13 protein-coding genes are annotated in these 14,017 nt (G+C 71.3%); 11 read left to right on the plus strand and 2 right to left on the minus strand.

Annotation, left to right across the window (positions count from 1 at the left end; genetic code table 11):
- Positions 1–144: 144 nt before the first annotated feature.
- From ACFQ46_RS17635 to ACFQ46_RS17660, 6 genes are all read left to right on the plus strand, one after another.
- A complete protein-coding gene (locus ACFQ46_RS17635) occupies positions 145–1,830 on the plus strand; it encodes an amidohydrolase (RefSeq protein ID WP_380260663.1) in 1,686 nt (561 codons plus the stop codon).
- Positions 1,827–2,948 carry an ABC transporter ATP-binding protein gene (locus ACFQ46_RS17640; RefSeq protein WP_380260664.1) on the plus strand — a complete coding sequence of 374 codons (1,122 nt, stop codon included), beginning with the start codon at positions 1,827–1,829 and terminating at the stop codon, positions 2,946–2,948. Before ACFQ46_RS17635 ends, ACFQ46_RS17640 begins: the two co-directional genes overlap by 4 nt.
- A 26-nt stretch (positions 2,949–2,974) precedes the next feature.
- Entirely contained in the window at positions 2,975–4,150 is a 1,176-nt protein-coding gene (locus ACFQ46_RS17645) for a spermidine/putrescine ABC transporter substrate-binding protein (RefSeq protein WP_380260665.1), read from the plus strand.
- Positions 4,150–5,043 (plus strand): ABC transporter permease, encoded by an 894-nt coding sequence (locus ACFQ46_RS17650; RefSeq protein WP_380260666.1) that lies wholly within the window; start codon positions 4,150–4,152, stop codon positions 5,041–5,043. Before ACFQ46_RS17645 ends, ACFQ46_RS17650 begins: the two co-directional genes overlap by 1 nt.
- Positions 5,040–5,930 (plus strand): ABC transporter permease, encoded by an 891-nt coding sequence (locus ACFQ46_RS17655; RefSeq protein WP_380260667.1) that lies wholly within the window; start codon positions 5,040–5,042, stop codon positions 5,928–5,930. The genes ACFQ46_RS17650 and ACFQ46_RS17655 overlap by 4 nt, the downstream gene beginning before the upstream one ends.
- Positions 5,931–6,017: 87 nt before the next feature.
- Entirely contained in the window at positions 6,018–6,842 is an 825-nt protein-coding gene (locus tag ACFQ46_RS17660; protein ID WP_380260668.1) for a hypothetical protein, read from the plus strand.
- Between the two features lie 9 nt (positions 6,843–6,851).
- Here ACFQ46_RS17660 and ACFQ46_RS17665 read toward each other — a convergent pair whose 3' ends face one another.
- Positions 6,852–7,247 carry an ATP-binding protein gene (locus tag ACFQ46_RS17665; RefSeq protein ID WP_380260669.1) on the minus strand — a complete coding sequence of 132 codons (396 nt, stop codon included), beginning with the start codon at positions 7,245–7,247 and terminating at the stop codon, positions 6,852–6,854.
- Positions 7,248–7,374: 127 nt separating this feature from the next.
- Positions 7,375–7,851, minus strand: a complete 477-nt coding sequence (locus ACFQ46_RS17670) for a GNAT family N-acetyltransferase (protein WP_380260670.1) — start codon at positions 7,849–7,851, stop codon at positions 7,375–7,377.
- Positions 7,852–7,973: 122 nt separating this feature from the next.
- Here ACFQ46_RS17670 and ACFQ46_RS17675 point away from each other — a divergent pair, with 122 nt between their 5' ends.
- The 5 genes from ACFQ46_RS17675 (at position 7,974) to ACFQ46_RS17695 (ending at position 13,837) form a co-directional block, all read left to right on the plus strand.
- Positions 7,974–9,017 carry a LacI family DNA-binding transcriptional regulator gene (locus tag ACFQ46_RS17675; RefSeq protein ID WP_380260671.1) on the plus strand — a complete coding sequence of 348 codons (1,044 nt, stop codon included), beginning with the start codon at positions 7,974–7,976 and terminating at the stop codon, positions 9,015–9,017.
- A 124-nt stretch (positions 9,018–9,141) separates the two neighbouring features.
- Complete coding sequence (locus ACFQ46_RS17680) at positions 9,142–10,116, plus strand: ABC transporter substrate-binding protein (RefSeq protein ID WP_380260672.1); 975 nt, start codon at positions 9,142–9,144, stop codon at positions 10,114–10,116.
- Between the two features lie 54 nt (positions 10,117–10,170).
- Positions 10,171–11,721, plus strand: a complete 1,551-nt coding sequence (locus tag ACFQ46_RS17685) for a sugar ABC transporter ATP-binding protein (protein ID WP_380260673.1) — start codon at positions 10,171–10,173, stop codon at positions 11,719–11,721.
- Positions 11,718–12,788 carry an ABC transporter permease gene (locus ACFQ46_RS17690; RefSeq protein WP_380260674.1) on the plus strand — a complete coding sequence of 357 codons (1,071 nt, stop codon included), beginning with the start codon at positions 11,718–11,720 and terminating at the stop codon, positions 12,786–12,788. Before ACFQ46_RS17685 ends, ACFQ46_RS17690 begins: the two co-directional genes overlap by 4 nt.
- Positions 12,785–13,837 (plus strand): sugar ABC transporter permease YjfF, encoded by a 1,053-nt coding sequence (locus ACFQ46_RS17695; protein ID WP_380260675.1) that lies wholly within the window; start codon positions 12,785–12,787, stop codon positions 13,835–13,837. The genes ACFQ46_RS17690 and ACFQ46_RS17695 overlap by 4 nt, the downstream gene beginning before the upstream one ends.
- Positions 13,838–14,017 lie beyond the last annotated feature (180 nt).

Raw genomic sequence — 14,017 nt, forward strand, 5'->3', positions numbered from 1 at the left:
AGTCCGTCGACGGTGAGGTGAAACTCCGCCCCGGTGTCGGCGAGTCCCCGATCGCGGGACGAGGGGAGCGGAATCCGTGGTGGCAACACGATCGAAACATCGAATCCGTTGTCACAGCGACGAGTTGCTTGTACGTTCCGGTTCATGAGGGACAGCGCAGAACTCGTCCTGCACTCGGGCCGGGTCTTCACCGGGACCGGGCTCCACGAGACGGCCACCGCGGTGGCCGTCTCGGGAGGACGGGTCGTCGCCGTCGGCAGCGACGCCGACGTGCGGGCGGCGGTCGGAGCGGCGGCGGAAACCCTCGACCTCGCGGGGCGGCTCGTCCTGCCCGGTTTCACCGACGCCCACGTCCACCCCGTCATGGGCGGGCTGGAACGGCTGGGGTGCGACCTGACGGCGACGTCGGGACCGGACGGCGCGTTGCGGCGGGTCGCCGAGTTCGCCGCGCAGAACCCGGGGGAGTGGATCTCCGGCGGGGGCTGGGCGATGGCCGACTTCCCCGGCGGGACCCCGCGGCGCGAGGACCTCGACCGGGTGGTGCCCGACCGGCCCGTGTTCCTGCTGAACCGCGACCACCACGGGGCCTGGGTGAACTCGCGGGCCCTCGAACTGGCCGGTGTCGACGCCCGCACCCCCGACCCGACCGACGGCCGGATCGAACGCGACCCGGACGGAACGCCGACGGGAACCCTGCACGAGGGCGCGATGGACCTCGTCTCCCGTCACCTGCCCCCGGTGACCCGCGACCAGCTCGCCGCCGGCCTCGCCGAGGGCCAGCGCTACCTCCACTCCGTCGGCGTGACCGGGTGGCAGGACGCGATCGTCGGTGCCTACGCCGGCCACGAGGACACGACTCCCGTCTACCTCGACGCCGTGGCCGCGGGAACCCTGACGGCCCGTGTCGTGGGGGCGCTCTGGTGGCCCCGCGGGCACACCGTCACCGACGTCGACGCCCTGGTCGAGGGGTTCGCCGACCACCGCGAGGCCGTCGCCGCGCGGACGGCGGAACTCGGGTCGGACCGGTTCGTCACCACGAGCATCAAGATCATGCTGGACGGCGTCGCGGAGAACCGCACGGCCTCGATGCTGGCGCCCTACCTCGACGGCTGCGGCTGCAGCACCGGTGAACAGGGGTTGTCCTACCTCGATCGGGATCTCCTGCTGGCCGCCGTCCCGGCGCTGGACGCCGCAGGGTTCGACGTCCACGTGCACGTCATCGGCGACCGGGCCGTGCGCGACGCCCTCGACGCGGTCGAAGCGGCCCGCCGGGCCTCGGGCACCGGTCGCCACCACCTGGCGCACCTGCAGGTCGTCCACCCCGACGACGTCGCGCGGTTCGCCGCGCTCGACGTCGCCGCCAACGCGCAGGCCCTCTGGGCCTGCGACGACGCGCAGATGTCCGAACTCACCGTCCCCTTCCTGGGTCCCGAACGCAGTTCCTGGCAGTACCCCTTCGCGGGGTTCCTGCGGGCCGGGGCGCGGTTGGTCATGGGCTCGGACTGGCCCGTGTCCACCCCCGATCCCTGGCAGGCGATCCACGTCGCCGTGAACCGCACCCCACCGGGGGAACCGGGGGAACCGTTCCTGCCCGAGCAGGCCCTCACCCTCACGCGGGCCCTCACCGCCTACACCGCCGGATCGGCGTGGATCAACCGCCACACCGGAGCCGGGTCGATCGCACCGGGTGCGGTGGCGGACCTCGCGGTCTGCAGCGCCGACCCCTTCGCCCTCGACGCCGCCGACCTCTGGGAGGTCGCCGTCGACCACACCTTCGTCGGGGGCCGTCCCGTGCACGAGAAGAACCTGACCAGCGGAGGAGTCCTGTGAGCGTCCTGGCCCCGGACACGGCGTCCCTCACGGGGGTCGGCGGAGGATCCGTCACCCTCACCGGCATCGTCAAGCGCTTCGGCACCGCGACCGCGGTCGCCGGGGTCGACCTGGCCGTGGAGTCGGGGGAGTTCCTCTCGCTGCTGGGGCCCTCCGGATGCGGGAAGACGACCCTGCTGCGGATGCTCGCCGGTTTCGAGGACCCCGACGAGGGGGAGATCGCCATCGCCGGGTCGTCCGTGCTGAGGCTCCCCGCGCACCGGCGACCCGTCAACACCGTGTTCCAGGCCTACGCGCTGTTCCCGCACATGAGCGTCGCCGAGAACGTCGCCTACGGGCTGCGTCAGCGCCGGGCAGGCGGCCGGGTCGGCAAGGAGGAGATCCGCCGCCGCGTCGGCGAAGCGCTGGAGATGGTGCGCATGAGCGCCTTCGCCACCCGGGCCCCGGCCGCGCTCTCCGGCGGGCAGCAGCAGCGGGTCGCCCTCGCCCGGGCCCTGGTCAACCGGCCGCAGGTGCTGCTGCTGGACGAACCCCTCTCGGCGCTGGACCGCAAGCTGCGGGAGGAGATGCAGGTCGAGCTGAAGCTCCTGCAGAGCTCGCTGGGGACGACGTTCGTGTTCGTCACCCACGACCAGGAGGAGGCGCTGTCGATGAGCGACCGCATCGCGGTCATGCTCGACGGGCGCATCCAGCAGTTCGGGGCACCCGAGGACATCTACGCCGAACCGGTGAGCGCCTTCGTCGCCGGGTTCATCGGCAAGCAGAACTTCCTGCCCGCGACGGTCGTCCAGCCCGGCGTCCTGCACTGCGCCGACGCGACGCTGTCGAGCTCCCGCGCGGGTGAGCTCGCCGCCGGGACGGCGGTGCTGGCCGCGGTGCGGCCGGAGTCGCTGCACGTCAGCACCACCGAGCCGGTCACGACCCCGAACCGGGTCCGTGGGCGCCTGGCCGGGGTCGCCCACCTCGGCGACGTGGTCCAGCGCGTCGTCGTGACCGCTTCGGGGATCGAGCTCCTCGCCCGTGCTCCCCGCGGGGCTGCCGGACCCGCCACCGCCGAGGTCGGGGTCGAGGTGTGGTGCGGTTTCGCGCCCGAGAACGTCCACGTCTTCCCCGCCTGAGACCGATCCCAGAACCTGGAGCTCCCGTGTCCCGCACCGATCGACCCGCCGCGTCCATCCTCGTCCCGACCGCGACCGCGGAACGCGTCGGGCGGACCCTCGCCCGCCGCCGCAGCGTCCTGACCGCGCTGGCGTCGACCGCCGCGCTGGCCGCCTGCGGTGGGAACAGTTCCGGCAGCGCCGGCACCTCGGTCGACGGGAAGGTCGAGGACAGCCTGAACGTCTACAGCTGGGCGGACTACGACGATCCGGACGTCCTGAAGGCCTTCGGGGACACCGGTCCGCGGTTGCAGGTCGACAGCTACGGGTCGAACGAGGAGATGCTCGCGAAGCTGGTCGCTGCCAACGGGGCCAGCGGGTACGACATCGTCGTGCCGACGGGGGTCTACATCCCGCAGATGTCCAGCAACGGCCTGCTGGCCGAACTCGACCACAGCAAGCTGAAGAACTTCGGCAACCTCGACCCGGCCTACCTCGGGCAGAGCTGGGACCCGGACAACAAGTACTCGGTCCCGAAGGACTGGGGCACCACGGGGTTCGTCTACGACACCACCGTGATCAGCCGGGACCTCGTCTCCTGGGCCGACTTCCTCGACGCCGCGCAGAAGGAGGGCAAGGGGAACACCTCGATCCTCGAGGACCCCTGGGAGGTCACCTCGATGTACTTCGCGGCGAACGGGATCGACCCGAACACCACCGACGACGCGGAGATCGCGGCCTGCAAGGAGTGGATGGTCGCGAACCTGGCCCCGAACCTCAAAGGTTTCGAGTCCAACCCCGGTGGCAGCGCGATCGCGCAGTCGACGTACGCCCTCATGCAGTGCTGGAACGGTGACGCCCGCCTGGGGATGGACGGGTCCGAGGAACCGGACAAGTGGAAGTTCGTGTACGCGACGCCGACGGCGAACCTCTGGATGGACAACTGGTGCATCACGGCCGGGGCGGAGCACCCCGACGCGGCCTACGCCTTCATCGACTTCATGCTCGACGTCGACAACTCCGTCAAGGACGTCCTCTACATCGGCTACAACACCGCGCTCACCGACATCGAGGCCAAGGCCACGGCGGCCGGGCTCGACCGTCCGGAACTCGTCTTCCCCAGCCAGGAGGTCGTGGACCGGTTGACGGCGAGTCAGATCACCGAGAAGCACGACAGCATCGTCGCCGTCCTCGACGCGATCCGCGCGGCGGCCGGGTCCTGATGCTGCGCCGGCTCCGGGCCCTCCACGGGGCGCTGGCCCTGCCCGCCTGGGTGTTCCTGCTCGGGTTCTTCGTCGCGCCCGTCGCCCTGGTCGTCTGGTACAGCTTCGGCTACAAACCCGGGCTGTTCGGAACCCACGCCAACGACGTCCTGTCCCTCGACCGCTACGGGGAGGCGCTGGGCGGGTCGTTCCTGCGCACGTTCTGGAACACCCTGCGCATCGGTGTCGTCGGCACGCTGATCTGCCTCGTCGTCGCGCTACCGTTCGCGTACTGGCTCGCGGTGAAGGTCCCCGCCCGCTGGCGCGGTCTGCTGCTGGCGCTCGTCCTGGTGCCGTTCTGGACGAACTTCCTCGTCCGGACGTTGGGGTGGCAGATCGCGCTCTCCCCGGAAGGACCGTTCTCGACCGCGCTGCAGGCGATCGGTGGTGGTCCGCTGGACGTCCTCTACACCCGCGGCGCCGTCCAGCTGGGGGTCGTCTACAACTACCTGCCGCTCATGCTGCTACCCGTCTACGTCGCCCTGGAGCGGACGAGCCAGGCCCTGCGCGAGGCGAGCCGGGACCTCGGCGCCGGACGGTGGCGCACGTTCGCCGACGTGACCCTGCCCCTGGCGTTCCCCGGGATCGCGTCGGGTTGCCTGCTGGTGTTCGTCCCGCTGATGGGTGACTACGTCACCGCGACCGTCCTGGGCGGAGCGAAGGGGAACATGGTCGGGCAGCTGGTCGCGAGCCAGTTCCAGACCGCGCAGAACTGGGCCCTCGGGTCGGCGATGGCCGTGGTCCTCGTGCTGTTCACGGGGGGCACCGTCCTGCTGACGGCGGCCGTGCTGCTCGTGGTGCGACGCGTCGTGCGTGCTTCGCGCCGGGTCGACCTCGAGGGGGTGACGGCGTGATCGACGAGCGACCGGCGGAGGTCGGGGTTCCCCCCGCGCGGCGGCGCCACCGCCGGTCGGGGTCGACGACGGTGCTGGGGATCTGGGGCGTGCTCGTCCTGGCGTTCCTCTTCCTGCCGATCGTGGTCATCGTCGTCTACTCCTTCAACACCGGGCGGTTGCTGACCGCCTGGCAGGGGGCGGGGTTCGCCGCCTACGCCGCGGGACTGGACCGCCCGGTGATCCGGGCCGCCGTCGTGACGTCGCTGGAGTCGGCGCTGGGTGCCGCGGTGCTGTCGGCGGTCATCGGATCGCTGGCGGGCCTCGCGCTGGCGCGCCGTGCGGGGCGCTGGACGGCGTTGCTCACCCTGTTGCTGGGCCTCACCCTCGTGACCCCCGAGATCATGGACGCGATCTCGTTGCTGGGGTGGTTCGTCTCGCTGAACACCGAGGCCGGGTTGCCGTTGTTCGGCGACGGGATCGCCCGGCTCGTCATCGCGCACTCGGTGCTCTCGACGGCCGTCGTCACCTTCATCGTGCGGGCCCGGGTCTCGGGGCTGGACTCCCGGCTGGAGGAGGCCGCCGCGGACCTCTACGCCACCCCGTGGCGCAGGTTCCGCGACGTCACGCTGCCGCTGGCCGCGCCCGGGGTCCTCGCGGGTGGGCTGATGGCCTTCACGTTGAGCCTCGACAACACGATCGTCGCCAGCTTCGTGTCGCTGCCCGGGGCGAGCCCGTGGCCGGTCTACGTGTTCTCGGCGCTGCGGGCCGGTCTCCGACCGGAGATCGCCGCTGTCTCCACCCTGTTGCTGCTGCTGACCCTGGTGGCCCTGGGCGTCGTGGCGTTCGTCCTGCGCCGATCGGGTGACTCCGCCTCCGACATCGCCCGCACGATGGCGGGTGGGTGAGTGGTCACACGTTGTGCGCACGGGCTCACCGGGGCACCATCGGGGGAGCCGCACTGACGTCGCGGTCCGACCGCGAGGAGGCGGCGCATGCGCACGACGGTGGGTTTCTCCGGGTCCGGCGCGTCCCGGCGGGCGGTGCGCTGGGCGGTCCAGGACTGCGCGGCGACCGCGCACCCGCTGCACGTCGTGCTGGCCTCCGGAGCCGCGGCCGGACCGGGTGAACTGGACGCCCTCCTCGCCGAGGAGCTGAGCCGGGTCCCGGGCCGGGAACCGGAGGTGGACGTCACCGTCACGACCGGCGACCCGGCGAGCGCGCTCCTGCGGGCGGCGGCCGACAGCGCGGAACTGGCCCTCGGGTGCGGGCGGAAGGTGGCCCCGATCGGTCCCGGGACGGGGAAGGTCCTCAGCGTGGTCCTGCCGCGCAGCCCCGCCGCCGTCGTCCTCGTCGGCCCGCAGGCCGTCCTCACGGCCCCCCGGCGGCTGCTGATCGTCTCCTCGACGGACGCCGCCGTGAGCGAGTGGGCGCTGGAGCGGGGCGGCGACCTCCCGCTGCGCCTGCTGACGACGTGGCAGGCGCGCTCCGTCGCGACCCGGCCCAGCGACGTCGAACGACGTCGCGCCCACCTCGTCGCCGCGGGTCGCCACCAGGCCGTCCGCGCGGTGCTGTCCGCCGCCACGGCCCGTCCTGTGCGGGCCGACATGACCGAGGGATCGGTGGGGGAGGTCGTCCCGCAACGCCTCACGGTGGGCGACCTCGTCGTGGTCGCGGCGGCGAGCGTGCGGGCGATGCCGATCAGGACGTTGCGCTCACCGGTGGTGCTCGTACCGCCGAGCGAGCGGCGCGTCGAACTGCCCGCGCCGGACGTCGTGGACCTGCGGGACGACGTCCGGCACGGCGTGCGGCGCAGCTGAGGGCGAGCCTCAGGTCGGCCACTCGGCGTCGGCGGCCACGTCGAACCAGACGGTCTTCCCGTCCTCGGGCTCGTCCTCCACGCCCCAGCCGGTGGCGAGCTGGTCGATCAGCGCGACGCCGCGACCGCCGGTGGCCATCGCAGCGACGTGGCGCAGGACGGGGTGGTCGGGGCAGGTGTCGTGCACGGTGACGTGCACACCCCGGCCGAGGGCGTCGACCTCGACGGTGATGGGCCCGCTGCCGTGTTCCACGGCGTTGGCCACGGCTTCGGTCACGAGCAGCTGGAGGACCCCGAGCGCCCCGGTGGGCAGGCCCTGTCCGCTGCAGACCTCGGAGGCCCAGTGCCGTGCGAGAGGGACGGCCGAGGTCTCGGCGTCGAGGACCAGGCGTCGGGGTTCAGGCACGGGGAGTCCGGGCGTCGTGGACGAACAGCGGCACGGTGCCTCCTCCCGGGTCGGGCGGAGACTACCGAACCGCGAACCCGTGGAACCAGGAGCGTCCCTGCGGAGGTGGTGGTCACCCCGGCACGGGTCAGGTCAGGATTCTGCGCATCTGCTGCGTGGTCACGGTGTAGCCGGCGCTGCGGTAGAGGTGGACGGCGCGGGTGTTCGCCCCGAACACGTTGAGTTCCAGGGCGGCCGCGCCCCGCTGCCGGACGACCTCCTCCGCGGCGCGCAGGAGTTCCCGGCCGAGACCGCGGCCCCGGTGCTCGTCCAGGACTTCGATGTCGAAGAGGTACGCGCAGTCCGCCGTGCCCCGCGGGTGGTCCAGACCGATCCAGACCCGTCCGACGGGGGTGCCGGCGACGACGGCGCGCAAGAACAGCATCCGCGGGGTGTCCGACCCCCGGGGCAGCAGCTCGGCGTTCGTGCGGCGCGAGCGCTCGAGGGCCTCCGCCGCGGACCAGGTGCCGGCGGTGACCTGTTCGTCGGCGTAGGCGCGGATGGTCTCGTCCTGCCAGGCGTCGAACTCCGCCAGGGTCATCGGTCGCAGGGTCAGCCCGGTCACGGCTCAGGGTCGCACGGCGCCCCGGAAACCGAGGGAGGCTTCCCTGCGCTCGCCCGCCGCCCTAGGATGTGAACGCTCTCAACGGTGAAGGGGTCCCATGCGCACTGTCCGGATGTCCCGCCGTGTCTGAAACGATCCGCGGGAACGTCGACGGTGCCCGGCCCCCGGCGATGAGCGACGTGGCCAAGCTCGCGGGGGTCTCCCACCAGACGGTGTCGCGGGTCCTCAACGACCACCCCAACGTCAAGGACGAGACGCGGGCGCGGGTGCGCTCGGCGATCGCGGAGCTCGGCTACCGGCGCAACGAGGCCGCCCGGGCCCTCGTGACGCGCCGCACCGGGGCGATCGGTGTCATCACCGAGGACTCTCCGCTCTACGGGCCGACCATGACGTTGATCGCCATCGAGGGCGCGGCCCGCAGCCAGGGCACCTACGTCTCGGTCGCCACGGTCACCCGCTGGGAGGTGGCGACGGTCCAGGCGACCCTGGAGCACTTCCTGGACCAGGGTGTGGACGGCGTCGTCGTCATCGCCTCGCACGACGAGGCCGTGCGGGCGGTGAAGGACTACAGCCGACGGTTGCCCGTCGTCATGGTGGGGCCCACGCGCGTCAACGGGGACATCCACACCGTGGCCGTGAACCAGTACGCCGGAGCGGGTCTCGCGGTGGGCCACCTCCTGGACCTGGGGCACACCGAGATCCTGCACGTCAGCGGGCCGTCGATGTGGCTGGACGCGCGGGCGCGGGAACGCGGGTGGCTCGACGCGATGCTGCAGTCCGGAGCGGCGCCGCGCGATCCGGTTCCGGGGGACTGGACGGCGTCCTCGGGTTTCGCCATCGGGCGGTCCCTGCTCGGACAGCGCGACGACCGGGCTCTGCCCACGGCGGTGTTCACCGCCAACGACCAACTCGCCCTCGGCCTGCTGCACGCCTTCGCCGACGCCGGCGTCAGCGTCCCGCGGGAGGTGTCCGTGGTGGGTTTCGACGACGTCGAGGGGTCCGAGCACTTCTTCCCGCCGTTGACCACCGTGACGCCGGACTGGGCCGCGCTCGGGGCCCGCTGCCTGGAACGCATGACGGCGGCCATCGACCACCTGCCCGCCGAGGGGGCCCTCGTCGGTGCGCGGTTGACCGTGCGGGCCAGCAGCGGTCCACCGCGTCGCTGAGTTCCAGGGTGGTGACACGGTCGTGACTCGGCCGTGACCGAGAACCGCTTGACCCCCGTGGTTGTGAGCGCTCACAATCCAAGTCGGCCCGACACAGCAGTCGGCCACGCTCTAGGAGGAGCCCATGTCCACGTTCCCTTCCCCCTCTCGCCGCTCGTTCGTCGCCGCCGGTCTCGCCGCCGCCGTCTGGGGGCTCAGCGCCTGCGGTGGGGACGAGTCCACCGGGACCGCCGCGGCCGGCGACGCCGTCAGCGTCGGCTTCTCCCAGCTCGGGGCCGAGAGTGGTTGGCGCACGGCGAACACCGAGTCGGTCAAGGCCAGCCTCACGACGGCCAAGGGGTTCGACCTGAAGTTCGTCGACGCCCAGCAGAAGCAGGAGAACCAGATCAAGGCGCTGCGCGACTTCATCGCCCAGGACGTCGACGTCATCGCCTTCTCCCCGGTCATCGAGACCGGCTGGGACGAGGTCCTGCAGGAGATCAAGGACGCCGGGATCCCCGTCGTCCTCGTCGACCGCACGGTCGACACCTCGGTCGAGGACCCCTACACCACCTGGATCGGCGCGGACTTCGAGCAGGAGGGCAAGACCGCGGGGGAGTGGGTCGCCAAGAACGCCCCGGACGCCAAGGTCTTCGAACTCCAGGGAACCCTCGGCTCCGGTGCGCAGGTCGACCGCGAGAAGGGTTTCAACGCGGTCGCCGGGAACCAGGTGGTCGGCAAGGCCAGCGGGAACTTCACCCGGGCCGAGGGCAAGACCGCCGTCGAGGCCGCGTTGCAGACCTACCCCGAGACTACCCTCATCTTCACCCACAACGACGACATGGGACTGGGTGCGATCGAGGCCGTCGAGGCCGCAGGCAAGACCCCCGGCAAGGACGTGCAGATCGTCTCCGTCGACGGCGTCCGCGACGGCCTGCAGGCCCTGGTGGACGGGAAGTTCAACTACGTCGTGGAGTGCAACCCGGTGTTCGGGACCCAGCTCGCGGAACTGGTCAAGAAGGTGGCGGCCGGCGAGGACGTTCCCGAGGAGACCATCGTCAAGGACGAGGCGTTCGACCAGACCACCACCCAGGCCACCGTGGACGCCCGGGCCTACTGAGGCGGCCCCGGAACCCCGGGTCCCTGGAACCCTGACGGCCCAGAGAGGGCGTTGATGTCGAACACGCGAACCACGGCGGGGGAAACCGTCGTCCGGATGACGGGGATCACGATCAGCTTCCCCGGGGTCAAGGCCCTCGACGGGGTCGACCTCACCCTGCGCCGGGGTGAGGTGCACGCTCTCATGGGCGAGAACGGCGCCGGGAAGTCCACGCTCATCAAGGCGTTGACGGGGGTGAACCGCATCGACCACGGCGGGATGACGGTCGAGGGGCGCGACGTGCGCTTCACCGGTCCCAGCCAGGCCCAGGCCGCCGGGATCGCCACCGTCTACCAGGAGGTGAACCTCTGTCCGAACCTCACGGTGGCCGAGAACGTCATGCTCGGCCACGAGATCCGGCGCGGTCCGTTCATCGACTGGGCGGCCACCCGCCGGGCCGCGCGTGGTTACCTGCAGCGGCTCAACCTCGACGTCGACGTCCGCTCCCAGCTCTCCGCGCACAGCATCGCCGTCCAGCAGCTGTGCGCCATCGCCCGGGCCCTGGTCGTGGACTCCCGGGTCCTCATCCTCGACGAGCCCACCTCCAGCCTGGACCGGGCGGAGGTCGCGGAACTGTTCCGCGTCATCCGTCAGCTGCGCGACGCGGGGGTCGCGATCCTCTTCGTCTCCCACTTCCTGGAGCAGGTGTACGACCTCTCCGACCGCATGACGGTGCTGCGCAACGGCCGTTTCGTCGGGGAGTTCCTCACCGCGGAACTGCCCCGGCGTGAACTGATCTCGCACATGATCGGCCGGTCGGGGGAGGCGCTGGCCGGCATCGAGGAACAGGCCCGCGCCGCCGTCACCACCCACTCCGCCCGCGAGACCCCGCTCATGACGGGCCTCGGGATCGGGCGGTCCGGCGTGGTGGAACCCTTCGACCTCGATCTCTACCCCGGCGAGATCGTGGGTTTCGCCGGCCTGCTGGGATCAGGCCGTTCCGAGGCGGCCCGGCTCCTGGTCGGAGCGGACCGCCCCGACCAGGGGACGCTCACGCTGGACGCCCGCCCCGTGAAACTACCCACCCCGCTGGCGGCCCTGCGCCGCCACATCGCCATGTCCAGCGAGGACCGCAAGAAGGAGGGGATCATCGGCGACCTCACGGTCCGGGAGAACATCGCGCTGGCCCTGCAGGCCGGCCGCGGCACCTGGCGGCGCATCCCCGCGCGTGAACTCGACGAGATCGTCCAGAAGTACATGGTCGTCCTCAACATCAACCCGCCCAACCCGAACGCGCTCATCCGCAACCTCTCCGGGGGCAACCAGCAGAAGGTCCTGCTGGCGCGTTGGCTGGCCACCGCCCCCCGGCTGATGGTCCTGGACGAACCCACCCGGGGCATCGACATCGGGGCCAAGACCGAGATCCAGCGACTCGTCGCCGACCTCGCCGCCGACGGGATGTCCATCGTCTTCATCTCCTCCGAACTGGAGGAGGTGCTGCGCCTGAGCCAGCGCATCGTCGTGATGCGCGACCGGCAGAAGATCGCCGAGATCACCAACGACGCCTCGGTCACCACCGACACCATCCTCGAAACCATCGCCGACACGGAGGTGAGGGCGTCGTGAGCGGCACCCCGAAGAACGCGAACCCGTCCGCGTTGCTGCAGCGGGTCTCCCAGCACGGTCTGCTCTGGCCGGTCCTGGCCCTGGTCGTCCTGCTCCTGGCCTGCGGTCTGAAGAGCCCGGGGTTCCTCGACGTCGCCACCCGCGACGGCAACCTCTACGGTCAGCTCATCGACCTGCTGCGCAACAGCGCGACGCCCCTGCTGCTGGCGCTGGGCATGTGCCTGGTCATCGCCACCGGCGGCATCGACCTCTCCGTCGGAGCGGTGATGGCGATCTCGCTGGCCGTCTCCCTCACCTACCTCGCCGGAGCCTCCGACCCCGGTTCCCCCGGGACGGTCGCGATCGCGGTCGTGCTCGGTCTCGCGCTGGGCCTGGTGGTCGGCGCCTTCAACGGGTTCATGGTGACCTCGCTGGGGATCCAGCCCTTCATCGCGACGATGATCCTGATGGTCGCCGGGCGCGGCATCGCCATGCTCATCACCAAGGGGCAGATCACCACCGTCACCAGCGCGCCGTTCAAGTTCCTGGGTTCCGGCTTCGTCCTGGGCGTCCCCGTCCCCGTTCTCATCGCCGCCGTGGTCTTCGTCCTCGTCGCCCTCACCGTGCGCCGCACCGCGCTCGGCATGTTCCTGGAGTCCATCGGCATCAACCGCGAGGCCAGTCGGCTCGCCGGGGTGAAGGCGCGCTCGACGACCTGGACGGTCTACGTCCTGGCCGGGGTGCTCGCCGCTCTGGCCGGGATCGTCTACGGCGCACCGACGATGGCCGCCGACGCCAACAACATCGGGCTCCTCAAGGAACTCGACGCGATCATGGTGGTCGTCCTCGGCGGCACCCGGCTGGACGGTGGGCGCTTCCACCTCGGCGGTCTCGTCGTCGGCGCTCTGCTGCTCTCGACCCTGGAGCGCGCGGTCATCGTCTTCGAGCTCCCCAGCCAGACGACACCCCTGTTCAAGGCCCTCGTGCTCATCGCGGTCTGCGTCGCGGCGTCGCCGTACCTGCGTTCGCGTCTGCACCGGCCCGCACCCCGGCCCCAGCGATCGATCCCCACGGAGGTGGCGGCATGAGCACCGAACTGTCCCCTGCGCCCCCGAGCGCCACCCGCCGCCCGCGCGAGCACCGCGTCCGCCGGGTCCTGGACCGCCTCGACCGTCGGTTCCTCCCCGTCGTCGGCACGGTCCTGACCCTGGTCGTCATGCTCGGGGTCGGTCAGCAGCGGTACAGCACCGCACGCGCCGACTTCCTCAGCATGCGACTGCTCTCCAACCTGCTCCTGGACAACTCCTACCTCCTCGTCCTGGCCGTGGGCATGACCTTCGTCATCCTCGCCGGCGGGATCGACCTGTCCGTGGGGGCGGTGGTCGCCCTCGTCGGACTCATCACCGCCAAGTTGTTCACCGCCGGGGCGCCGTTGCCGGTGGTGCTGGTGGTGGGGGTCCTCATCGGAACCTGTTGCGGGCTCCTGATCGGGGTCATGGTCCAGGTCTTCGACATCCAGCCGTTCATCGCGTCGCTGGCCGTCATGTTCCTGGCCCGCGGCCTGGCCAACGTGGTCAGCACCAACTCCCTCGTCATCGACGACCCCTCCTTCTCCGCCCTGGCGTCCTGGAGCGTCAAGTTCGGGGAGGGCCGGGAGACGTGGCGGATCAACGCCAGCATGGTGATCGCCGTCGCCGTGCTGCTCCTCGCGGTCTACGTCCTGCACTACACCCGCTTCGGGCGCAGCGTGTACGGCCTCGGTGCCGGGGACCGCGGCGTCGCGGTCGAACTCATGGGCCTGCGTCCCGCCCGTACCCGCATCGGGGTCTACGTCATTTCCGGAACCTGCGCGGGCATCGCGGGGATCCTCTTCGCGCTGTACACGAAGTCTGGGTTCAACCTCACCGGGATCGGCATGGAGCTCGACGCCATCGCCGCCGTCGTCATCGGGGGGACCCTGCTCTCGGGGGGTGTCGGGTTCGTCCTCGGCACCGGGGCCGGGGTTCTCGTCTACGGCCTGATCCAGGTCCTCATCGCCCGCGAGGGGCTGGACTCCTGGTACACCCGGGTCTTCATCGGCGCCGTGCTGCTGGCCTTCGTCGTCCTGCAGAAGGTCGTCACCGCGCGCCGGACCTGAGCGCGGCGGCCGCACCGACGGCAGGCCGGCACGGCAGTGGTGGAGCGACAGACCGAGGCCGGTGCAGTTCGACGGCGAGCTCGTGAGGCGGCCGCTGCTGCGGCCGAGGCCACCGTCGTGGACGTCCTCCGAATCCGTGCTCCGAGGATCCTCGACGTCGTGGTCTCGGCCGCGTGCAGC

Origin of the sequence: Kineococcus sp. GCM10028916, from assembly GCF_042674865.1 — a bacterium.
Lineage (GTDB): Bacteria > Actinomycetota > Actinomycetes > Actinomycetales > Kineococcaceae > Kineococcus.

Coding starts and splice junctions, on each gene's coding strand:
- ACFQ46_RS17635 (WP_380260663.1), top strand. CDS start 145: ATGAGGGACAGCGCAGAACTCGTCCTGCACTCGGGCCGGGTCTTCACC.
- ACFQ46_RS17650 (WP_380260666.1), top strand. CDS start 4,150: ATGCTGCGCCGGCTCCGGGCCCTCCACGGGGCGCTGGCCCTGCCCGCC.
- ACFQ46_RS17660 (WP_380260668.1), top strand. CDS start 6,018: ATGCGCACGACGGTGGGTTTCTCCGGGTCCGGCGCGTCCCGGCGGGCG.
- ACFQ46_RS17680 (WP_380260672.1), top strand. CDS start 9,142: ATGTCCACGTTCCCTTCCCCCTCTCGCCGCTCGTTCGTCGCCGCCGGT.
- ACFQ46_RS17685 (WP_380260673.1), top strand. CDS start 10,171: ATGTCGAACACGCGAACCACGGCGGGGGAAACCGTCGTCCGGATGACG.
- ACFQ46_RS17695 (WP_380260675.1), top strand. CDS start 12,785: ATGAGCACCGAACTGTCCCCTGCGCCCCCGAGCGCCACCCGCCGCCCG.